The 22,493-nt window shown below is 67.6% G+C and carries 20 protein-coding genes and 2 pseudogenes; 14 read left to right on the top strand and 8 right to left on the bottom strand.

Annotated elements, in window-relative coordinates:
* Positions 1–1,253: 1,253 nt before the first annotated feature.
* The 7 genes from VJT49_RS19855 to VJT49_RS19825 are packed head-to-tail and all read right to left on the bottom strand — an operon-like array spanning position 1,254 to position 8,353.
* Positions 1,254–2,648, bottom strand: a complete 1,395-nt coding sequence (locus VJT49_RS19855) for a trehalose-6-phosphate synthase (RefSeq protein ID WP_324166356.1) — start codon at positions 2,646–2,648, stop codon at positions 1,254–1,256.
* Between the two features lie 2 nt (positions 2,649–2,650).
* Positions 2,651–3,880, bottom strand: coding sequence for an MFS transporter (locus VJT49_RS19850; RefSeq protein WP_324166355.1), 1,230 nt, complete (start codon positions 3,878–3,880; stop codon positions 2,651–2,653).
* A 39-nt stretch (positions 3,881–3,919) separates the two neighbouring features.
* Positions 3,920–4,669: a hypothetical protein gene (locus VJT49_RS19845; RefSeq protein WP_324166354.1), complete on the bottom strand. Its 750-nt coding sequence runs from the start codon at positions 4,667–4,669 to the stop codon at positions 3,920–3,922.
* Between the two features lie 50 nt (positions 4,670–4,719).
* A complete protein-coding gene (locus VJT49_RS19840) occupies positions 4,720–5,874 on the bottom strand; it encodes an acyltransferase (protein ID WP_324166353.1) in 1,155 nt (384 codons plus the stop codon).
* A gap of 27 nt (positions 5,875–5,901) precedes the next feature.
* Positions 5,902–7,050, bottom strand: coding sequence for a cytochrome P450 (locus tag VJT49_RS19835; protein WP_324166352.1), 1,149 nt, complete (start codon positions 7,048–7,050; stop codon positions 5,902–5,904).
* Between the two features lie 22 nt (positions 7,051–7,072).
* The gene (locus VJT49_RS19830) at positions 7,073–7,936 is read right to left on the bottom strand and encodes an SCO6745 family protein (RefSeq protein ID WP_324166351.1); all 864 of its coding nucleotides are present in this window, start codon (positions 7,934–7,936) and stop codon (positions 7,073–7,075) included.
* Between the two features lie 3 nt (positions 7,937–7,939).
* Entirely contained in the window at positions 7,940–8,353 is a 414-nt protein-coding gene (locus tag VJT49_RS19825) for a PPOX class F420-dependent oxidoreductase (RefSeq protein ID WP_414636038.1), read from the bottom strand.
* 248 nt (positions 8,354–8,601) lie between these two features.
* On the opposite strand from VJT49_RS19825, the gene VJT49_RS19820 reads away from it, so the two are divergent.
* Positions 8,602–9,414, top strand: a complete 813-nt coding sequence (locus VJT49_RS19820) for a hypothetical protein (RefSeq protein ID WP_324166350.1) — start codon at positions 8,602–8,604, stop codon at positions 9,412–9,414.
* 22 nt (positions 9,415–9,436) lie between these two features.
* Complete coding sequence (locus VJT49_RS19815) at positions 9,437–9,946, top strand: nuclear transport factor 2 family protein (protein ID WP_324166349.1); 510 nt, start codon at positions 9,437–9,439, stop codon at positions 9,944–9,946.
* Between the two features lie 7 nt (positions 9,947–9,953).
* Here VJT49_RS19815 and VJT49_RS19810 read toward each other — a convergent pair.
* Positions 9,954–10,761, bottom strand: a pseudogene (locus VJT49_RS19810) (transposase family protein).
* 410 nt (positions 10,762–11,171) lie between these two features.
* On the opposite strand from VJT49_RS19810, the gene VJT49_RS19805 reads away from it, so the two are divergent.
* The 12 genes and pseudogenes from VJT49_RS19805 (at position 11,172) to VJT49_RS19750 (ending at position 22,478) form a co-directional block, all read left to right on the top strand.
* On the top strand, positions 11,172–12,647 hold the full coding sequence (locus tag VJT49_RS19805) for an FAD-dependent monooxygenase (RefSeq protein WP_324166348.1): 1,476 nt from the start codon (positions 11,172–11,174) through the stop codon (positions 12,645–12,647).
* Between the two features lie 17 nt (positions 12,648–12,664).
* On the top strand, positions 12,665–12,991 hold the full coding sequence (locus tag VJT49_RS19800; RefSeq protein WP_324166347.1) for a TcmI family type II polyketide cyclase: 327 nt from the start codon (positions 12,665–12,667) through the stop codon (positions 12,989–12,991).
* On the top strand, positions 12,988–14,259 hold the full coding sequence (locus VJT49_RS19795) for a beta-ketoacyl-[acyl-carrier-protein] synthase family protein (RefSeq protein ID WP_324166346.1): 1,272 nt from the start codon (positions 12,988–12,990) through the stop codon (positions 14,257–14,259). The genes VJT49_RS19800 and VJT49_RS19795 overlap by 4 nt, the downstream gene beginning before the upstream one ends.
* Entirely contained in the window at positions 14,256–15,479 is a 1,224-nt protein-coding gene (locus tag VJT49_RS19790; protein ID WP_324166345.1) for a ketosynthase chain-length factor, read from the top strand. The genes VJT49_RS19795 and VJT49_RS19790 overlap by 4 nt, the downstream gene beginning before the upstream one ends.
* Before the next feature lie 32 nt (positions 15,480–15,511).
* On the top strand, positions 15,512–15,787 hold the full coding sequence (locus VJT49_RS19785) for an acyl carrier protein (protein WP_324166344.1): 276 nt from the start codon (positions 15,512–15,514) through the stop codon (positions 15,785–15,787).
* Between the two features lie 31 nt (positions 15,788–15,818).
* Positions 15,819–16,601 carry a 3-oxoacyl-ACP reductase FabG gene (gene fabG, locus VJT49_RS19780; protein WP_324166343.1) on the top strand — a complete coding sequence of 261 codons (783 nt, stop codon included), beginning with the start codon at positions 15,819–15,821 and terminating at the stop codon, positions 16,599–16,601.
* Between the two features lie 17 nt (positions 16,602–16,618).
* Positions 16,619–17,557, top strand: coding sequence for an aromatase/cyclase (locus VJT49_RS19775; protein WP_324166342.1), 939 nt, complete (start codon positions 16,619–16,621; stop codon positions 17,555–17,557).
* Positions 17,558–17,559: 2 nt separating this feature from the next.
* A complete protein-coding gene (locus VJT49_RS19770; RefSeq protein WP_324166341.1) occupies positions 17,560–19,533 on the top strand; it encodes an SDR family oxidoreductase in 1,974 nt (657 codons plus the stop codon).
* A gap of 6 nt (positions 19,534–19,539) precedes the next feature.
* The gene (locus VJT49_RS19765; protein WP_324166340.1) at positions 19,540–20,757 is read left to right on the top strand and encodes an MFS transporter; all 1,218 of its coding nucleotides are present in this window, start codon (positions 19,540–19,542) and stop codon (positions 20,755–20,757) included.
* The gene (locus tag VJT49_RS19760) at positions 20,754–20,927 is read left to right on the top strand and encodes a hypothetical protein (protein WP_324166339.1); all 174 of its coding nucleotides are present in this window, start codon (positions 20,754–20,756) and stop codon (positions 20,925–20,927) included. The genes VJT49_RS19765 and VJT49_RS19760 overlap by 4 nt, the downstream gene beginning before the upstream one ends.
* Positions 20,890–21,412: pseudogene (locus tag VJT49_RS19755) on the top strand (carboxyl transferase domain-containing protein). The gene VJT49_RS19760 and the pseudogene VJT49_RS19755 overlap by 38 nt, the downstream one beginning before the upstream one ends.
* Before the next feature lie 340 nt (positions 21,413–21,752).
* Complete coding sequence (locus VJT49_RS19750; protein WP_324166338.1) at positions 21,753–22,478, top strand: response regulator transcription factor; 726 nt, start codon at positions 21,753–21,755, stop codon at positions 22,476–22,478.
* The last annotated feature ends 15 nt before the right edge of the window (positions 22,479–22,493 follow it).

The following is a 22,493-nucleotide window of genomic DNA, read 5'->3' as shown; positions in this document are numbered from 1 at the left end:
TTCACGAGCTTGGGCCGAGCAGGACGCTGGACGGCGCCCGACGCGGCCGGCCTCGCGGTTCTGCATCTGGCCGCCTCAGCGGCGGCAGTAGGGTTCTTCATGGGTCGCAGCTCCGATGCGATCAAGGCCTCCGGCGAGTGTTCGCAGCACTGCCGGGGGCCGCTTTTCTACAGCAAGAGATTCGGCGGGGACGCTCCCCGCCTCACCTGCGTTTTCCCAGGTCAGCACACCGTTCAGGTGGCAAGAGCCTTCTAATCTCTAGGTCGCAGGTTCGAGTCCTGCCCAGGGCGCAGCCGTTGAGCTGGGGGAACCGGCCGCTTGACGCGGCCGGTTTGATCTTCGTGACACGGAACGTGACCAGAAGTGTCGGTATGGTGCTGGTCATGGCGTCGTACACGAAGGGGAAAGGTCGCGACCGAGGCAGCATCGACGTGCTGGCCGGCGACGCGCTACGGGTCCGTGTCTACGCGGGTGTCGATCCGGTCAGCAAGAAAGAGTTCGCCTCACAGAGACCGTGCCGGCGGGGCCGAACGCCGAACGGGAGGCGAAGAAGGTCCTGACGCGGTTGCTGAGCCAAGTCGACGAACGACGCAACCCACGCACCCGGGTGACCCTCGATCAGCTACTTGGCGAGTACCTCGCCGTGGCCAACCTCGACCCCGGCACCCTTCGTGGCTACCAACGGAACCGCAAGAATCACGTAACGCCACGGCTCGGTTCGCAGAAGCTCGCCCGGATCGACTCTCACGTACTCGATTCCTTCTACGCCGAGCTTCGCCGATGCCGGATGCACTGCGACGGCACACACACTGCGCATCGATCATCGAACCACCAAGTCTCACGAGTGCGACGAGCGCTGCAAGCCCCACGAGTGCGAGGGGCCCGCGCCGTCCACGGTGTGGCGGATTCACTTCCTGCTGAGCGGAGCGTTCAAGCGCGCCGTCCGCTGGGGCTGGATCGCCGTCAATCCGGCGTCTGTCGTTGAGCCCCCTGCAGAGAGCCCAAGCCGAAGCCGCCGACGCCGGAGGAAGCCGCTCGGATCGTCAACGAGGCTGGGAAAGATCCGGCTGGTGCCGGGATGTGCTCGGTTGCGGGGAGTCGGCTGAGGTCGCGGTCTTTGACGGCCACGAGGTCGTCGCCGAACACCTCGCCCGGATTTTCTGGAAGCGTCACACTACGTCCACTCGTCGTGCGGGCGTCTCCCGAGTCTTGACCGGGGACAGGGCCAACGGCGCGAACTTCCGACTCAGGGCCTACAGGAGGAAGACGGTTTTTAGCCATTGGGAGAGGGTTTCGCCGCGAAGCCGGGTGCGGCGGGCCGGACGTTTGGAGCTGCCGAGACGGCCGTCCAGTGCAGCTTCCATGGCCTCGCTGGTGTGCGCGATGTCGAACGGATCCAGGGTGACAGAATATTCGCTCAATTGTTCGTGGGCGCCAGCATTGGCCGACAACAGGAGCCATGCGTCATCGCTGATCAGGTACGCGGCCTCCTTCGCGAACAGGTTCAGCCCGTCATAGGTTGAGTTGACCAGCGCGACGCTGCTCATGGTCAACCCGGCGAGCACGCAGTTGCGCGAGTCGGTGCCGCGGCCGGGCCGGATCAGCGAGACCGCCTCAGGTCCTGCTGGCGCGAAGCGCGAGTTGATGCGGCGCACCATTTCTTCGGTCGCGGCGGCGTAATCCTGGTGCCGGCCGGCGGCCCGGCTCGGCGGCGTCACGACCGCGGCGAACCAGCATTGCTCCGCGAGTTCGGGCCTGCGCTCCAGCAGCATTTCGTAGGCGAGGAAACCGCGTGGGATGTTCTTCCACAGGTCAAGCCGGTCGGCGCGCAGCATCAGTTTGCGGCCGCTGGAAAGTTCGGCGAGCCGCTCGCGCCAGCTCGCGGTGGCCGGTTCGTCGACCATCGTGTCGAGCACGCCGGTGTCGAGCGGGAACGGCGTCGCGATGAGTTCGGTGCGGCGGCCGGAATACGTGACCGTCCGGCCTTCGACGCGAGCGTTCTCCAGGTAGCGTGCGCAGCAGGCCAGGAAGGCGTCGGCCCACCGTGTCGCGTGGAAACCGACCACGTCACAGCGCAGGAGGCTGGCGAGGATTCTCGACCGGATCTGCCCGGGAATGATCGAGAAATAGTCGGGCTCGGGCCAGGGCGTGCCCAGGAAGTAGGCCAGCCTGCCGGCCCGGTTCGTCTGGGGCGGCACGAAGAACTCTGGCACCAGCATCAGGTGCGGGTCGTTGATGAGGACCAGCTCGTCGGCGGAACCGTCCGACAGTTCGCTGAGCCGTTTCGCGTACGACTGGTTGACGGCCTCGTACCCGGCCCAGGCGTCCCGCATCGCCGAGTCGAACACCGGCTGGACCGACGTATCGTGCATATAGTGCAGCAGGCCCAGCAGAAGCTGGATCGACACGACGTCGTAGTGCTGCCTCCGCAGCTCTTCACCGGGTTCCACCGGATGCAGCCAGATCCCGTTCCCCACCTGGATCTCCTCCACAGTACCGGGCCGGTCCGGCGGCGCGGTGAAGATCCAGTGACCACCGTGTTCGTTGAGCAGCGAGACCATCATCGGTACGAGCCCGCCGGGTGAGCGCGGCGCAAGACGGCCGTCATCCCAGCGCGGGCAACTGTTGCTACAGGCCAGAATTCTCATTTTCAGCTACCTCTAACTCGGGCGCGCCGGCAGGAGAGGGTCAAACCTGCGGCCGCGCTGACTCCGAAACAGATCGACAGTCCCGCATAGCCGGTCAGCACCGAGACGGCTCCGGCGAGCGGTGCGGCGGCGACGGCGGCCACATTCATCGCCGCCTCGCCGATTCCTTCCAGGTGTGTCCGCAACCGGACCGGCGCGGTCGCGCTCAGCAGCGCGCTGCCGCCGACCATGCCGCCGTTCCAGCCCAGCCCGATCAGTAACAAGTGGACGGTCATCACGACGGCACCGTGCTCGCCGGCGAACATCCCTACCGCACCGCCGGCGAGCAGCAGGACGCCGCCCGCCACGATCACCACGATGGGATGGAACCGGTCGGCCAGGTACCCGGTGACCAATGACGGCCCGAACATGCAAACGACGTGCAAGGCGACGACGAGACCGACCATCTCCAGCCCGTTTCCGTGCGCGCCGAGCTGGACCGGTGCCACGGTCATCACCCCGACCATGGCGAAGTTCGTCACGGCCAGCGTGATGATCGCGGGCAGCGTCTTCGGGTCACGTATCGCCAGTGCCAGGCCGCGCCCGGCCCCGGGCTCGGTCCTGCCGGCGGCCAGCCGGCCCGCCAGCGCCCAGAACACCACCGCGGCGCACCCGAAACCGGCCACCGCCACCAGATAGGCTCCGGTGGGCTGGGCCAGCCCGATCCCCGCCGCGAGGGAACCGCCCGGTCCCAGCAGCATCGGGCTGATCACGGCGCCGACCGAGGTCGCGAACAATACGCGGCCGAGCGCGCGGCCGCGCCGGTGCGGGGGCACCGCCACCACCGCCGCGTACCGTGAAAGGAAGACGGCGGCGTTGGCGCACCCCAGCAACATGCTTCCGGCCAGGACCAGCCCGAAACTCCAGGCGGCCGCGGCCACCACGACCACCGCGGCGCCGAGCGCACCGGTCGCGAACCCCAGCGCGAGACCCTGCCCGCGACGGCCGAGCGCGGCCAGGCGCGAGATGAGCAGCGCGCCCACCGCCGACCCCGCCAGGTTCAACGCCACCGGCACGCCCGCCGCCGCATTGGTCCCCGTCATTTGCACCGCCAGCAGCGGACCCGCGGTGCCGCCCGCCGCGAGACCCATGCTGCCGACAGCGGTCGCCGTGCCCAGAAGAGCCAGTGTTCCGCGCAACTCGCGCGCGGTGGATTCGTCCTCGCGTACCGGGACGCGAGCCCCAGATGACACCTTGATTCCCCTCGAAGGAGTTTGGGTGAGTTCGCCACGTCATACCGCGGCGACAATCTCTTCCATGGGTCCGGACTCGAACGCCAGCCGCCCGGCCACCGCGGCCTGGCGCATCGCTTCGGCCATCTTCAGCGGCGTGTGCGCACGCACCAGCGCGGTGTTGACCAGGGTGGCCGCCGCACCGAGTTCCATCGCCTGCGCCACATGCCCGGCGGTGCCGAGCCCGCCCTCCACGATCACCGGGATCCGTGCCTGATCGATCACCTCACGGATCGCCTGCGGGTCAACGATCCCCCGGCCCGAGGCGACCGGTGAAGCCATGACGCGCAACGCCGCACAACCGGCCTGTTCCAGTTCCCGGGCGGTTTTCGGATCGGGCAGGATGAACGGCATCAACTCCATGCCTTCCGAGCGTAACTGGCAGGCGGCCTCGACGGTCAGCGCGTTGTCCGGCATGTTGTCCTCGCCCCGCACATCCAGCTTCAGTATGTTGATCCCCAGCGATTCGCGAATGATGTGGGCAGTTTGGATAGCGCTTTCCTTCGACCTTGCGAACGAGGTCGTGCCGATCCAGATGAAATCCTCCAGCGGCAACTCGTTGTCCAGATCCATCAGCAGCAGGCTGGACCGGCGGTTGTCCGGATCGACCGTTGTGATGAACACATCCGCGCCGACGGCCCGCAGAATGTCCCGGACGAGCGGCACCGAGTCATACTGCTCGATTCCGACGATAACCCGCGCTCGGAACTCCTGATTCCCGATTCTCAGCCAGGTCTCGTCCGGTACCACGATCTTTTCGACAGCGTCCATGTTGGCACCCATTCCTTTCTGTCGACAGGTCATAACCCATTGCTCTGCGGCACCGTCGCCGGTGCTGCCGGCACGGCGATGAAACGCTTGCGAGCAAAGCGTTTCATCGCCGGACGTTCCACGAATGTGTAGAGAAGGTGGCCCAGCACCAGCGTGATCGTGAAGAGGCCGCACATCACGATGAGTGCCCCCAGGACGGACCACGAGCCGCCGCCCAGCGCGAGGTGTCCATAGGTGAGCACGGGCACATGCACCAGGTAGAAGGCGAAGGAGACCTCGCCGAGCAACACCATCCGAGGACCGGCGATCACCGAGTGGCGCCCCGTGACGTCGGCCGTCGCACCGGCCCCGATCAGCAGCGCGAGCCCGATCGCCATGGTCGCCGAGGCCGAGTAGAGCGCGGGGGCGACTACGGTGAGCACGTAGCTCGCGAGGGCCACACCGGCGGCGGGCAGCAGTCCGATCCGGACCCAGCGGCCGGTGAGTACGAGCCGTGCCAGCACGATGCCGAGCGTGAAGTCGGCGACCCGCACCACAGGGAACCCGTAGACGAACCATAGCCGCGGGAAGGAAACCGGTGGGTTGACGCCGATGAGCGGCTGCGCGGGCATGACCGTCGCGACCGTCGGCATGACCAGGATGAACGCGAAGATTCCCCCGGCCAGCCACCAGAGACGTGGCGCCGGCACGCGGTTGACCAGCCGCAGCAGCAGCGGGAACAAGGCATAGAACAGCACCTCGCAGCTCAGCGACCAGGCGGGCGTGTTGACGCCGTTGATCACGGTGACGTTCGGCAGCCAGCTCTGCACGAGCAGCAGGTTCGGGATCACCTGCACGGCGGTGAGCGTGCCGCCGGTGGCCAGCGCCAGCACGATCGCGGCGGCGGACACGACGAGGTTGTTCGGGTACAGCTTGGTCGCGCGCCGCCGCCAGAACGCGGTCACCGAGTCACCGGTCTTCGCTGACCAGGTCAGCACGAAACCGCTGAGCATGAAGAAGAACTGCACCCCCGCCCAGCTCGCGCGAACCAACACATTCTGCAGGCTGCCCTGCAATGCGGTGTCCGAGAGGAACCCCTGGACCGAGCAATGCGCGAGGAACACGAGGAACGCGGCCACGAACCGCATTCCGGTCAGCGAGGGAAGCCTGCTGCTCCGCGGGTCGGCGTCGTTTCCGGGCAGCATGCCCGTACCTCCATGGCGTCGGGGTCGTTACCAGGTGACCGGGATGGATTTCAGGCCTCCGGTGAGCAGATCGGCGCGCGGTTCCAGCTCCTCCACCGGCACGGCCAGCGAGAAGCCGGGAAACCGCCGCACGACACCGGCGAAGAGGATCTGCAACTCGAGACGGGCCAGCGGGGCGCCCGCGCAGAAATGCGCGCCGTGCCCGAAGGTCAGGTGCCTGTTGGGGTGCCGTGCCACGTCGAAGCCCTGGTAGTCCCCGACGAACTTCTCGTCGACGTTCGCGTGCGCGAGCCCGAGGAGCACCATCTCGCCCTCGCGGATCGTCACGCCGCCGACCTCGAGATCGGTGTTGGCCCAGCGGGGAAGGGCACCGCCGATGTCGTCCGGTTCGGGGGTGGCGAAATAGTTCGCCCTGGGCAGCGAGCCACGCAGGATCTCCTCGACCGCGTCTGGCAACTGTTCGGCCTCACCCAGAACGGCCCGCTGCCCGGGATTGGTGGCGAGCAGGACAGCGCCGGTGTCGATCGCGGTGACCGTGGTTTCGTGCCCGGCGAACAGCAGTGTCATCCCCAGCCCGATGACCTTTTCGAGGGTGAAACCCTCTGGTTCGGCCCGGTGCGCGGCCACGAGATCCGACAGCAGGTCGTCTCCCGGTTCCCGCAGCCGCTGCTTCACCGTGTCCGAGATATACCCCTCCAACTCGGTGCAGCCGTGTGTCGAACGAGCGTGGTCGTGCATGTCGGCTGCCTCGTCCGACCACTGGCGGAACTGCTCACGGTGAGCGAACGGGACGCCGAGCAGGTCGCTGATCACCAGTGCGGGCAAGGGAAACGAGACGATGCGGTGGAAGTCGGCAGGTTTCGACGCGGCGGCGAGTTCGTCCAGGAGCCCGTCGACGAGTTCGCGGACGCGGGGCTCGAACGCCGCGAGACGCCGTACGGAGAACCTCTGTCCCAGCAGCCTGCGCATCCTCGTGTGGTCCTGTGCATCGGTTGGGGTCGGTTCCCGCGGCCGCCCGAAGATCACCGAATTGGACAGTCGCGCCGCCTGTTCGGGGTCCTTGTGGGTCAGGCCGAGCCGCGTGTCGGAAAGCAGGTCGCGCACGGTGTCGTAGTCGGTCACGATCCAGGCGTCGTGCCCGGCCGGCGTCGTGGTCCGGCACATCCGGGTCCTCATGGTGTTCCCTCCGCGATGGGGGTCAGGCAGCGGGGACGAAGAAGTCGCGCAGGATGGCGGGGAACGCGTCGGCGTCGGCGGCAAGTCCGACGAACTGTCCGGCCAGCCGGGTGAGCCGTCGCGTTCTCTCGGGGCCGAGGTACTCGTAGGGGGACCGGTCGAGCCGGTCGGTTTCGTGTTCGATGTCTTCGCGCAGCCGGATACCTTCCGTGGTCAGTGCACCGGTTTCGTCCATCAGCGCGCGTTCGACCAGCCGTCGCTCCGCGGCCGACCAGTCCATTTCGGACCAGCCACGTTTGGACATCACCAGCTCCTTGGGCATCCCGGCCGGACTCGCGCAATGGGTCACGAGGGCTTCGAGGCCGCTCAGCTCCGCGTAGCCGAGCGCGATCACGTGTGCGTCGCCGCGGTACTCGCGCAACAGCGTCGAGGCGTGCCACAGCGCCAGGTGCGGCCTTTCGGGGGCATCGAGGTCGGCATTCGCGGAGTACATCGGACGGCCGGGACGCGAGCACGCCTGTGCCGCACGGTTGGCGAGCGTGGCCGCTTGCGCCAACTCCGGTGAGTTGAGGACTTCGATGCCGAGTAGCCGTTCGAGAACGGCGTCGGCGGCGCGAGTACGGGCGGCGATGGCCTCGTCCGGCGTCACTTTCTCCCACACCGCGGGGATGTGCTCGCGGATGAGCGGGACGGCGAAGGCGTTGAAGGCCGCGGCGACGGTGCCAGGCCCGACAGCGCCGAGCGGTGCCGCCCGGCCCGCGAGGTATGCCTCAGTCGGGTCTCCTATGCCGCGGGTGGCGAGTTCGGCATCGAGATCCGGGGCGAAATAGAGGATCGAGTGGAAGGAGTTGACCGCTTCGGAGCAGCGGCGCGCGGGGTTCGTCATCGCTTAGCCGACATTTCGGTTGAAGTAGGTGAGTTCGTGCGGAGGAACGTCCGGTTCGTCGACGCCGAAGCTGATTATTCGCTTTGGGTGGATTCGGATGATTTCGTCGTCGAGTTCGGGATAGGCGGCCGGATCGATCGCCGTTTCCGCGACGCCGCGGATCTCCACGCAGCGGATCCGCCACGGGTCGGTCGAGACGACGTCATCGACGACGAGCGCGGCCTTGCCATTGTCGGCCACGTTGCGGAATTTGCGGCTCGCGGCGAAGCTGAACCCGCCGATGTCGATCGTGCCGAGTGCTGGGTTGTAACGGAACGAGACGGGATTGACCTGAACGTTTCCGCCGGGCTGGACGGTCGCCAGGCGGCCGACCAACTGGTCTTCAAGATATTTCAGCTCGACATCGGTGAAAATCATTGAGGAATACCTCGCAGCGACGGGCCGGGAAGGGCTTTCCCAATATATGTCGGCGATGTTCTTGGTGGCAAGATGGCGGTTGTCATTTGACTGTAAGAAGATCCTGAAATTTGGGTCAATTGCCAGGTCTTGCGCTGCATTGACGTAGTCTTGTGAATTTATTTTCCGGTGAGGTGTTGATTCGGCGCGATCAGCGCTGGCAGGCTGTCCACCGAGTCAGCGAACAACATCCACTGGAGGCGATCGCCGTGCCAGATGCGCGACCACTGCTCATAAAGTCCACTGTGGACAAGCTCGTGGCGCCGGAACTGGCCACGCCGGGCGTCACGACGTTCCGGTCCGAGACCACGGCCGAGGGCCAGGGCTGGATCGGCCTGGCGCGGCTCGAACTCGGCGTGGACTGGGCGACATTTCGCAGCCACCTTGCCGCAACGGTCTCCGACGATCAGGAGCGCATTGTCAAGGGAATGGCCGCCCTCGACGGCAGCGCGAGCTTGCTCGGCGGCGCGGTCATCCACCCCGGCAAGCCCGGCGAGTTCACCGTCGAGCTGGCCCCGGGCCGGCATGTCCTCTTCGACTACCCGTCCACGGCGGGACCCGGTGACGAGCCCCGCTACCAACTGCTGGCCGTCGAAGGGGACGCCGAAGACGTCGCCGCGGTGCGACCGGCGGGCACCATCCGGGCTGTCGGCGCCGGCGCCACCCCCCGGTTCGAGGTGCTCGGCACGCCCACCGCTGGCCGGCCGCTGGCGTTCGAAAACGCCCTGCCCAGCCCGTATGTCGTAGAAGCAGTGCTGTTCGCGATCCCGCCAGAGGTCACGGACGAGACGCTCGCGGGCTACTTCGCGCAGTTCGTCGATGGCAGCAGCGACTGGCCGCCGGACCCGCCGTTTGACCCGACCACCGGCACCGGCTGCCTCCCGCTTTCGGCCGGCCGGGCATCCGTGATGTCGCTGGCCGTGTCACCCGGCCGCTACCTGGTCGCCAACTGGCTGAAGGACCCGGCCGACGGCGTCCGCCTCGTCAAGCGCGGCCACTACCGGATCCTCGAGCTGTCCTGACCCGACCGACCACGGAGGAACCATGACCGACCTCGCGAACACGGTGGACGCCCGGCTGTCCAGCTTGCTCGACAAGGCCGAGATCAGCGAACTCATCGACCGGTACCTGGTCACCCTCGACACCGCCGAACTCCCCGATCGCGACCTCGAGTGGTATGGCCGGATCTTCACCCGCGACGTGCGGCTGTGCTTCCCGATCGGCGAGCGCACCGGACTGGCGGGGCTGCCGGAGTTCCAGCGCACGGCCCGGCTCACCTGGCAGATCACCCACCACGTCAGCGGCAACCACGTTGTCGACCTGGACGGCGACCGGGCACGGGCAAGGGTCCAACTGATCGGGACGCATGTCGACTACGACACGAGCACGTCCGGAGTCGGGGACGCGCACCGTATGGATATGGGCGGGCATTACGACGTCACCGCCGTGCGTACCGAGGCGGGCTGGCGGATCGACTTCCTCGAGTTCATCGTCTCCTGGACCTCGGGCGGGGGAAAGCCCCGGTCCGACTACTCCACCGCGCTCCGTGGCTGAACCTTTTTCATCCGGCTGTGACTTCGTAGTTCTGTAGTACGTGGATGGCTTTGGCAAGTCGGCCGGCGCGGTGGGTGCGGCAGCGGAGTTCGCGCAGGATGCGCCGGTATTTGTGCTGGGCGTTGGCGCGTTCACCGGGGCCGTAGAGCCGGGAGCGGGCGCGGTTGGTGTCTTTGCCGGATTCGGGCTTGTTGCGGCCCTTGTACGGGGTGATCACGTGGTTGCCGGTCTCGTCGTAGCCGTGGTAGCCCTTGTCGCCCAAGACGATGAGTCCGGCCTTACCGCGAGGATGGTCCAGATCCGGGCGGCCGCAGTGTCATGGGTGCTACCCGGTAGTTCACTCGACACCCACCGGATCGTGCCGTCCGGGGAGGCGACGACCCGCGGATTCATCCCGTGCATCCGATGCTTGCCCGAGTGGAACGGCCGGTCGGCGGCGATCCGGTCGATCGGAATCAGCGTACCGTCGGTGATCACGTAGGTCATACCCTGCCGTTTCGCTTCCGTAGCGCAGTACGAAGTTTCGGGGCCCGCGCGGCCAGCAGCTTGACGGTTTCGTCGACATACCGCCAGCATGTGGTGGTGGAAACCCGAAACCGGGACCCACCTCGACGAACGGCTCACCCTTGGCGCAGATACACCAGCACCAGCAGGGCCTGCTGGCCCGGGCCGAGCTTGCGCCATGGCGAACCCAGCTTCTTTCGGTGAGCGTGGATGGGACCGGACACGAAAGTCAGGGTCTGATGTGACAACGGCAGCGCGGCACGGTCGTATGGCGTACGAAGCCCTTGGGCCGGATGTGGATCTTGGTCGATTGCTGTCCTACCAGGGGCTTCGTCGCGCCCCCGGCAGCGACACACCGAGGATCAAACTCACCCGTGACCTACAACCCGTACCCACCAACACCTCCACACCAGGATGAAAAGCGCTCACGGCAGCGTTCTGGGACATGATCCCAGGACGCTGTCTTTTTGTCGAAATATGATTACATCCATTTTGGGAAAGTTTTTCAGACGCGTTCGCTGGTGGGTCTTGACGTTTGGCGGTGCGCTGAAGAACACTTGGGGTGGATTCGGTGAGGGTATAGCCGGTATTGGGGGTACAGGCGGACCGGACATGGTTCACCGAAATAGTGTACGAATTCGGCGATTCGCCGCGAAGGCGCGAAATCGCGGTCGGCTTGGTCGCGTTCGTGTCATTTCCGCATTCGTCCAAGGAGAGGTACATGGACGCACCAGTCATCGTCGTCGGCGCCGGGCCAGCCGGGCTGACGGTCGCCGCCGAACTGCGGTTGGCCGGGATCGAGGTCATCGTCCTCGAGCGCCTCGCGGGGCGTACCGGGGAGTCACGAGGGCTCGGCTTCACCGCGCGGACCATGGAGGTCTTCGACCAGCGTGGCCTGCTGCCACGGTTCGGTGAGTTCGACACCAGCAATGAAGGCCATTTCGGCGGCATCCCGGTCGACTTCGGCGTGCTGGAGGGCGCGAGCCAGGCCGCGAAGACGATTCCCCAGTCCACCACGGAGTCCGTCCTCGAACAGTGGGCTCTCGGGCTCGGCGTGGAGCTGAGGCGCGGCTGCGCGCTCACCGGGCTGCGGGACACCGGCAGCGCGGTCGAGGCCACTGTGGACGGTCCCGGCGGTGAGCGGACGCTGGTCGCGAACTGGCTGATCGGCTGCGACGGCGGGCGCAGCACGGTCCGCAAGCTCGCTGGGTTCGATTTCCCCGGCACCGCTGCCACGATGGAGATGTTCCTCGCCGACGTCCGCGGCGTCGACCTCGAACCGCGGATGATCGGCGAGACGCTGCCCGGCGGCATGGTCATGGTCGGCCCGCTGCCCGACGGCTCCACGAGAATCATCGTGTGCGAGCGGGGAAACCCGCCGCAGCGGCGCACCGAGCCGCCCCCGTACCAGGAAGTGGCCGATGCGTGGAAGCGGCTCACCGGGATCGACATCTCGCAGGCCGAGCCCGTGTGGGTCAGCGCGTTCGGCGACGCCACGCGCCAGGTCACCGAGTACCGCCGCGGCCGGGTGCTGCTCGTCGGCGACGCCGCGCACATTCACCTTCCCGCCGGGGGACAGGGCATGAACACCGGCATCCAGGACGCGGTGAACCTCGGCTGGAAGCTGGGCGCGGTGGTCCGCGGCACCGCGGGCGCCGAACTGCTGGACACCTACCACACGGAACGGCACGCGGTCGGCCGCCGGCTGCTGATGAACACCCAGGCACAGGGCCTGCTGTTCCTCACCGGTGCGGATATGCAGCCACTGCGGGACGTTTTCCGCGAACTGGTCCGGCATAAGGAGGTGGCGCGTGATCTCGCCGCGATGGTCAGCGGCCTGGAGATCCGCTACGACGTCGGCGGCGGAACCCACCCGCTGCTCGGGATGCGGATGCCGAAGGTCGGCCTGACCACACTCGCGGGGCGGGAAAGCACGAGCATGGCGTTTCTGCGCCAGGGCCGGGGCGTGCTCTTCGACCTTGCCGACAATCCGGTGCTGCGTGCGTGCGCGGCGCCGTGGGCGAGCCGCATCGACATCGTGACCGCGTCCGCGACGGGGATCGTCGAGGGAAGTCCGTTGCACGGCACCGCGGCCGTGCTCGTACGGCCTGACGGATACGTGGCATGGGCCGCGCCCGGAAGCCACCACGATCTGTCCTCGGCGTTGCGGCGCTGGTTCGGGCCGGAAAGTCAGTGAACAGGAAGGCAGCGAACATGCACAGCACGTTGATCGTGGCGCGTATGCGACCGGAGTCGGCGGATGATGTCGCGGAGCTGTTCGCGGCGTTCGACAAGACCGAGATGCCGCACCGGATGGGCACTCTACGGCGTCAGCTCTTCCGCTACCACGGCCTGTACTTCCACCTCCAGGACTTCGCGGAGGCCGACGGTGGGGAGCGGATCGAGGCCGCCAAGAACGACGAGCGGTTCATCGGGATCAGCCAGGACCTCAAGGCACACATCACCGCGTTCGACCCGGAGACCTGGCGCTCGCCGTCGGACGCGATGGCGCAGCGTTTCTACGATTGGAGTACGACGTGAGCGAGCGGAGCGTAGCGATCACCGGTATCGGTGTCACCGCGCCTGGTGGGATTGGTACCAAGCAGTTCTGGAGCTTGCTTTCCGAAGGCAGAACAGCGACACGGCGGATCACCTTCTTCGACCCATCGCCCTTCCGCTCGCAGGTCGCCGCCGAGGTCGACTTCGAGCCGATGCTGCGCGGCCTGAGCCCGCAGCAGGAACGCCGCATGGACCGCGCCGCGCAGTTCGCCGTGGTCACCGCGGCCGAAGCGGTCGAGGACAGCGGGCTCGAATTCGAACTGGTCGGCCCGCACCGCATCGGGGTGACCGTCGGCACCGCGGTCGGTGCGACCACCGGGCTCGACACCGAGTACCGGACCGTCAGCGACGCCGGGAGGCTGGAACTGGTCGACCACGACTACGCCGTCCCGCATCTCTACAACTACCTGGCGCCCAGCTCGTTCTCGGCAGAGGTGGCCTGGTCGGTCGGCGCCCAGGGACCGAACACCGTGGTGTCGACCGGATGCACGTCCGGGCTCGACGCCGTCGGTTACGCCGCGGAGCTGATCCGCGAAGGTTCGGCCGACATCATGGTCGCCGGTGCCAGCGACGCCCCGATCTCTCCGATCACCGTCGCCTGTTTCGACGCGATCAAGGCGACGACGCCGCGCAACGACGATCCCGAGCACGCGTCGCGCCCGTTCGACCGCAGTCGCAACGGTTTCGTTCTCGGCGAGGGCGCGGCCATGTTCGTCCTGGAGGATACCGGGCACGCGAAGCGGCGTGGTGCGCACATCTACGCGACCATCGCCGGATTCGCCTCGCGGTGCAACGCGTTCCACATGACCGGGCTGCGGCCCGACGGGCGGGAGATGGCCGAGGCGATCACGGTCGCGCTCGACGAGGCCAAAGTGGACGCCGGCGGGATCGACTACATCAACGCGCACGGCTCCGGGACCAAGCAGAACGACCGGCACGAGACCGCGGCGTTCAAACGCAGCCTCGGAACGCGGGCCTACGAGGTGCCGGTCAGCTCGATCAAGTCCATGGTCGGGCATTCCCTCGGTGCGATCGGTTCGATCGAGATCGCGGCCTGCGCGCTCGCCATGGAGTTCGACGTCGTTCCGCCGACGGCGAACCTGCGTACCCCGGACCCCGAATGCGATCTGGACTACGTGCCGCTGATCGCGAGAGAGCAGAAGGTCGACACCGTACTCTCCGTCGGCAGCGGGTTCGGCGGGTTCCAGAGTGCCATGGTGCTGACCCACGGCGGCGGGAGCGCGGCATGACCGGGCGCGTGGTGGTCACCGGTCTCGGCGTCGCGGCCCCGAACGGCCTCGGCTCCGACGACTACTGGGCCGCGGTGCTCGGCGGGGTGAGCGGGATCGGCCGCATCACCAGGTTCGATCCGACACCGTACCCGGCGCGGCTGGCCGGCGAGATCCGTGGGTTCGACGCGGCGGAAAGCGTGCCCGGCAGGCTGCTCCCGCAAACCGACCGGATGACGCAGCTCGCGCTGGTCAGCGCCGAATGCGCGTTCGCCGACGCCGGAGTGCGCCCGGAGGAACTGCCCGAGTACGACATGGGCGTCGTGACCGCGAGCTTCTCCGGCGGGTTCGAGTTCGGCCAGAACGAGCTGCGGAACCTGTGGAGCAGGGGCGGTCAGTACGTCAGCGCGTACCAGTCGTTCGCCTGGTTCTACGCGGTCAACAGTGGCCAGATCTCCATCCGCAACGGGATGCGCGGGCCAAGCGGGGTGCTCGTGAGCGACCAGGCGGGCGGGCTCGACGCGGTCGCACAGGCGCGGCGGCAGGTCCGCAAGGGAACCCGGCTGATGGTCTCGGGCGGGATCGACGCGATGCTGTGCCCGTGGGGCTGGGTGGCGCTGCTGACCAGCGGGCGGCTCAGCACCAGCCAGGATCCCGCGCGGGCCTACCTGCCCTTCGACGCCGAGGCGGCCGGGCACATACCGGGCGAGGGCGGTGCGCTGTTGGTTCTGGAGGACGCGAATACGGCCGAATCCCGTGGCGCGCCAAGGATCTACGGTGAGATCGCGGGCCACGGCTCGACCTTCGACCCGAAGCCGGAGGCGGGCCACGCACCCGGCCTGCAACGCGCCATCGACATCGCGCTCTCGGACGCCGGGACACGGCCGGACCAGGTCGATGTCGTCTTCTCCGACGCCGCCGCGGTGCCGGAGCTGGACCGGATCGAGGCCGAGGCGATCACGAAGACGTTCGGGGTAGGAGCGGTTCCGGTCACCGCGCCCAAGACGACCACTGGGCGGCTCTACTCCGGTGCGGCCCCGCTGGACCTGGCCACGGCGTTCCTGGCGATCCGCGACGACGTCATCCCGCCGACCACCGCGGTCTCACTGTCCGGCGAATACGACATCGATCTGGTCACCGGGTCCCCGCGCACCGGAAAACCGGTCGACGTCGCGCTCGTCCTCGCCCGCGGGCAGGGCGGGTTCAACTCGGCTGTCGTCGTCCGGAAATACGAAAGCTGATGGCAAACCACCAAGGACAGGACGTATTTCCCATGTCTGCCAACGAATTCAGCATCGCCGACCTCAAGCGCATCCTGGCCGAAGGCGCCGGCGAGCCAGACGGGCCCGGTCTCGAAAACAAGAGCCTGGACGCCGACTTCGAACTGATCGGCTACGACTCGCTCGCGCTACTCGAGACCAGCGGCCGGATCGAGCGCGAATACGGCGTGCGGCTCGAGGAAGCGCAGCTGGCGGAGATACGGACCCCGCGTGCGCTCATCGCGTTCGTCAACGACCACCTGGCCGAGAGCGTGAAAAGCCCGCGCTGAGCTTGGAACCGAGCGAACAAAGGGAGTGACCATGACACAGAAACGGCGTACCGCGATCGTCACCGGGGCGACGAGCGGGATCGGGCTCGCGATCACGAAACTGCTGGCCCAGCAGGGCCACCGGGTATTCGTCTGCGCGCGCACAGAGGAGAACGTGACCACCGTCGTCAAGCAGTTGCAGGCCGACGGCCACGAAGTCGAGGGCGCGGCCTGCGACGTGCGCTCCGGTACGGAAATCAGGCGGTTCGTCACCGAGAGCGTGCACCGGTTCGGGCCGATCGAGATCTTGGTGAACAACGTCGGTCGCTCCGGGGGCGGGGTCACCGCCGAGATCGCCGACGAACTGTGGTTCGACGTCATCGACACCAACCTCAACAGCGTCTTCCGGATGACCCGCGAGGTGCTGACCAACGGCGGCATGCGAAACCGCGGCTGGGGCCGGATCGTCAACATCGCCTCCACCGCGGGCAAGCAGGGCGTGGTGCTCGGCGCCCCGTACTCCGCCTCCAAGCACGGTGTCGTGGGCTTCACCAAGGCACTGGGCAACGAGCTGGCGCCGACCGGGATCACCGTCAACGCCGTGTGCCCCGGCTACGTCGAAACCCCGATGGCGCAACGGGTCCGGCAGGGTTACGCGCAGGCGTACAAAACCTCCGAGGACGAGATCCTCGCGAGGTTCCAGGCGAAGATCCCGCTCGGGCGCTACTCGACGCCGGAGGAGGCCGCCGGGCTGGTCGGCTATCTCGTGACCGACACCGCGGCCTCCATCACCTCGCAGGCGCTCAACGTCTGCGGCGGGCTCGGCAACTACTGATCCGGAAGGAGCACGCGATGACCAGCAGGGAAGTCGAACACGAGATCGTCATCGACGCGCCCGCGGAACAGGTGTACCGGATGATCGCCGAAGTCGAGAACTGGCCGCTGATCTTCCCGCCTTCGGTGTACGTGGACTACGTTGAGCGCGGCGCGGACCACGAGCGCATCCGCATCTGGGCCACCGCGAACGGCGAAGCGAAGAACTGGACGTCACGGCGGGTGCTCGAACCGGCCGCCCGGCGGATCACCTTTCGGCAGGAGACGCCCGCGCCGCCGGTGGCGTCGATGGGCGGTACCTGGATCGTGGCGCCGCGCACGGACACGACCTCGCACGTCCGGCTGCTGCACGACTACCGCGCGATCGACGACGCCCCGGCGAGTCTGGAGTGGATCGACAAGGCCGTCGACCGTAACAGCCGCGCCGAACTCGCCGCACTCAAGCACAACGTCGAGCTGGCCACCGGCGTGGCCGAGCTGACCCTGTCCTTCACCGACAGCGTCGAGGTCAACGGCTCGCCCAAGGACCTGTACGACTTCATCAACGAAGCCGGCGCCTGGCGCGAGCGGTTGCCGCACGTCGGCTCGGTCGACCTGCGCGAGGCCACGCCCGGGCTGCAGGTGCTGCGGATGGACACGCTGACCAAGGACGGCAGCCGGCACACCACCGAATCCATCCGGGTCTGCTTCCCGCACCACCGCATCGTCTACAAGCAGACCACGCTGCCCGCGCTGATGGACCTGCACACCGGCTACTGGCAGTTCACCGAGGAAGACTCCGGTGTCACGACCGCGACGTCCCAGCACACCGTCGTGATCAACCCGGACAAGATCGCCGGGGTACTCGGTGCGGGATCCACTGTGGACGACGCGAGGAAGTTCGTGCGGGACGCGCTTGGCGGTAACAGCAGGGCGACCTTGGAACATGCCAAGGCGTACGCGGAAGCGCGACGCTGACCATGCGCACGCGAAACCAGCTGGACACCGATGTCGTCGTGGTCGGCGCGGGTCCCGTCGGGCTGCTGCTCGCCTACGAGCTGCGTACCTGCCGGGTCGGGGTCACCGTGCTGGAGCAACTGACCGAGCCCACAACGGAGTCGCGTGCGTCCACATTGCACTCCAGGACAATGGAGCTGTTCGCCGAACGGGGACTGCTGGAGTCACTCGGTCCGCCGGTGCCCGGCGGCAAGGGTCATTTCGGCGGGATCCCGCTCGATCTGGCCGACGCCGATCCCGCGCATCCCTATGCCGGGATATGGAAGGCGCCGCAGACCAGGATCGAGGCCGTCCTGCAGGAGCACGCGATCGCAGGCGGCGCGAGGTTGCTGCGAGGGCACCGGGTGACCTGGCTGGCTCCGCGCGAGGACCACGTCGAGGTCGAAGCCGTCGATCCCGCTGGGAAACGGGTGCGGTTTCGCTGCGCCCACCTCGTCGGCTGCGACGGCGAGCGGAGCACCGTGCGGCGGCTGACCGGGTTCGATTTCCCAGGTACCGACGCGTCGAAGGAACTGTTGCGCGCGGACGTCGGCTGCATCGACATCCCCAGCCGGCGCTTCGAACGGCATCCTGCCGGGCTCGCGATCTCGTCGCGGTTCCCGGACGGCGTCACCCGTGTCATGGTGCACGTGTACGGCAGACAGCCGCGACGTCGGCACGGTGAACCGCCGTTCGGCGAGGTCGTCAAGGCGTGGCGGGAAGTGACCGGTGAGGACATCGGTGACGGAATCCCATTGTGGGTCAACGCCTTCGGCGACGCATCGCGGCAGGTCACCCGCTACCGGGAGGGCCGGGTGCTGCTGGCGGGCGACGCTGCGCACATCCAGCTTCCGGTCGGCGGCCAGGCGATCAACCTCGGCCTGCAGGACGCGGCCGATCTCGGCGGGAAGCTCGCCGTGCAGTTCGGGCCGAACCCGGACGAACGGCTGCTCGATTCCTACCATGACGTGCGGCACGAGGCCGGACGCCGCGCGCTGACGAATATTCAAGCGCAGGCCCAGCTGCTGCTCGGCGGGCCGGAGGTGACCCCGCTGCGCGAGGTCGTCGCCGGGCTGCTCGAACTCGAACCAGTACGCCGCGGTCTCGCCGCGGCGATCAGCGGCCTTGACAACCCCTATCCCCAGCGGGCGGCGCCCGTGACCGCCGCGCGCTCCACCGACAGGAGGAACACCATGGGTACTTTCGCCGGCAAGACCGCGCTCGTCACCGGCTCCAGTCGGGGCATTGGGCGTGCCACCGCGCTCCGGCTGGCCCGCGACGGCGCGCTTGTCGCCGTCCACTATGGACACGACAGCGCGGCGGCCGACGACGTCGTCGCCACCATTGAAAAGGACGGCGGCGCGGCCTTCGCGGTCCGCGCCGAACTCGGCGTACCCGGTGACGTTCACGAGCTGTTCCTCGGGCTCGAAGCCGGGCTCAAGGAACGCACCGGCACCACGGATCTGCACATCCTGGTCAACAACGCCGGCGTCATGGGCGGCGTCGCGCCCGAGGACCTGGTGCCCGAGCAGTTCGACCGGCTCTACGCGGTCAACGCCAAGGCGCCGTACTTCATCGTGCAGCGCGCGCTCGGCAACATCCCCGACGGCGGCCGGATCGTCAACATCTCCTCCGGCCTGACCCGGTTCGCCAATCCGCAGGAGATCGCCTACGCCATGACCAAGGGTGCCATCGACCAGCTCACCCTGCACTTCGCCAAGCACCTCGGCCCGCGGGGGATCACGGTCAACAGCGTCGGACCGGGCATCACCGACAACGGCAGCGCGTTGTTCGACATCCCGCAGGCCGTGGAGCAAATGGCCCAGCTGTCGGTCTTCGGCCGGGTTGGCGAGACGGACGAGGTCGCCGCGGCCGTGGCCTTCCTCGCCAGTGACGACGCGCGCTGGATCACCGGTTCGTACGTCGACGCCAGCGGCGGCACGCTGCTCGGCGGCTGACGCGGCATGGCCACGACAACGCCCCTCCGGTGGGACGCGCGGCAATGGGCGCTGCTGTTCGTCCTCGCCGGGAACATGCTCATCGACGCGCTCGAGGTTTCGATCGTGCTGCCCGCGCTGCCTTCGATCGCCGGTGACCTCGGGCTCACCATCGGTGGCGTGCACTGGCTGATGAGCGGGTTCGCGGCGGGTTTCGCCGCGGTCCTGCTCGCGGGTCCCGCGCTCACCGCGCGCTGGGGACGGCGTCGGCTGTACCTGTTGGCGCTGTTCGTCTTCGCCGCCGTTTCGGTGGCCGGCGGGCTGACGGGCAGCATCGCCGTGCTCATCGCAACCCGGGTGCTCAAGGGTGCGTGCGCGGCGCTCACCGCACCCACCGGGCTGGCGATCATAGGCCGCACGTTTTCCGGGGCGGACGCGCGCGGCCGGGCGATCTCGGTGTACTCGCTGTTCGGGGCGGCCGGGTTCACCGTGGGGCTGCTGCTGTCCGGGGTGCTCACGCTGGCGAGCTGGCGCTGGGTGCTGATGTTCACCGCACCGGTGGCGCTGCTGCTCGTGGCCTTCGCGGCCCGGCTGCTCCCGGTCGATGCCGCCGGGAGCGTAGCGGCTCCGAGGCCGGGTAGGCGGCTGCTCACCCACCGGCCGCTGTGGCGGGCGGCTACGGGCGCCGGACTTCTCAACGGAACCTACCTCGGGCTCCTGCTGGTGACGACGTTCGCCGTGCAGGAGCGACTCGGCTGGCGCCCGTGGCAGGCCGCACTCGCGTGCCTGCCGGCTTGTCTGCCGCTCGCCGTCTCGTCATCGCTGTCCGGGCGGCTGGTCGCGCGCTTCGGTCCGGCTCGGCTGATCGCGCTCGGCGCGCTGGCCGCTGCCGCCGGGTACGCGCTGCGGTTCGCCTCACCGGTCCCGGACTCCTATGTGCTCGGGATCTTGCCGACCTTGCTGCTCGTCGGTGCCGCGTTCGTGCTTTCGTTCGCCGCGTTGAACGCTCGTGCCCTCGACGGCGTCGAGGACGGGGACCGTCCGGTTGCCGTCGCGATGTACCAGTTCGCCGTTCAGTGTGGCGCGGTGCTGGTGCTGTGGCTGGTCGCCACGCTGCGGGCGAACTTCGGCACCGACCGGCCTGCCCTGTTCGTCCTGGCCCTCGGCGGCGCACTCGCGTTCGCCGTCGCGGTCACCGGAATTCCGCTGAGTAGACGCTTTCGACCGGAGGTGCGCCCGTCATGACCGAGATACTCGACCTGCTTCAGGACAAACGCACAGCGGCACGCGAAGGTCCCGACCCCGCGGCCACCGCACGCCAGCACAAGAAGGGCAAGCTGACCGCGCGGGAGCGGATCGAACGGCTCCTCGAACGACGTGCGCCGGGTGAGCGCGGAGATCGTCGACGACGGTGACTACTTCGAGGTCAGCGCCGCGTGGGCGGACAACATCGTCTGCGCGTTCGCCAGGTTGGGCGGGTACACCGTGGGCCTGGTCGCCAACCAGCCGCAGTCGCTGGCCGGAGTGCTGGATATACACTCCAGCGAGAAGGCCGCCCGGTTTGTCCAGTTCTGTGCCGCCTTCAACGTCCCGCTAGTGACCCTTGTGGGCGTTCCCGGCTTCCTTCCCGGTATCAATCAGGAGCACGGCGGCATCATCCGGCACAGCGCGAAACTGCGCTATGCCTACTGCTACCGTGCCGCGTGTCCGTAGTGCTACGCAAAGCTTACGGTGGTGCATCGTGATGGACTCGCGGTCGATCGGCGCCGACGTGTCGCTGGCGGGGTTTACCAACGAGGTCGCGGTGATGGGCGCCGAAGCCGCGGCCAACGTCATCTTCCGCCGAGAGATCGCGGCGGCCCGGACAACGCCGTCCAGGTCCGCACCGCTCCCGCCGTGACCTGGCGGCGCCGGGAGCGTGTCCCAGGGTTCGCCGATCCTCGGGGCTGGGGAAGCCGGTGACCTGGACAAATGACCAAACGGCACTGATCAGGGGAGGTCGCGCAGGCCGACACCAAGAAGCCCGTCGGCGACAACGACAGGCAACAACAAGCAACAACAAGCAACAACAACAGAATCACGAACGTCAGAACCACCTCCGGAGAGTGTACGAAAATTGATCACCTAATCCCTTGGCCGGGGTCGGCGAAGAGGTATAGTGAGGGAGGAAGTCGCTGGGGGCTGGTGGCTGTGGGACGTTCTTGCGCCGGAACCCGACGATGCGTCGGAGAAGGGTTCCGATGAATCAGCACATCAACACCGATCGTACTCGGATCCGCGACGCTTTCGTGCGCACGATGCTCGCGCGTTTCGAGCCTGCCCGGTCCGGTTGGCTGGAACGGCTGCTGCGCAGACACGGGCACGACGTCCGCACGGTGGCAACGGACGCCGAGGCATACCGAAGTCGCCGGGAGATGGACCTCGCTCTGATCGAGATAGACGACGGCGAGGGCTCCTTCGACCTGTGCCGCATGATTCGCTCCGCCACCAGGGACATCTCTTTGATAGCGGTGTCCAGCACGGACACCGAGCACGAGCGGCTGCAGGCGCTCGAGGCCGGGTTCGACGATCATCTGTACGCCGACTGCAGCCCCGCCGAGGTGATGGCGCGCATCGACGCTGTGCTCCGGTGGACCAGATTGCCGGGCAGCGAGCCGTCGATGGTCGTGTACGGCCCGCTGCGGATCGACACGGACTCGCGTGAGGTCCGGCTGCACGGCGAGATCGTTCACCTTACCCGCAAGGAATACGACCTCCTTTTGCTGCTTGCCACGCGGGCCGGTGCGGTCACCGACCGCACCGAGGTCCTGGTGAGCATCTGGGGAGAGGACTCCCGGTTCGCCAGCAGGACCTTGGACACCCACGTCAGCAGGTTGCGGCGTAAGCTGGGCCGCTGGGTATGCATCACCGTCAAGGGTTACGGGCTGCGGATCGGCAGCCCGCCGGAAGTTGCCGAGGCCGAATGACGTTTTCCATGCCGC

The sequence above is a fragment of the Amycolatopsis sp. genome (assembly GCF_035276945.1).
Classification (GTDB): Bacteria; Actinomycetota; Actinomycetes; order Mycobacteriales; family Pseudonocardiaceae; genus Amycolatopsis_E.
The sequence above is the reverse complement of the archived record's forward strand: the minus strand, read 5'-3'. Positions and strand labels throughout refer to the sequence as shown.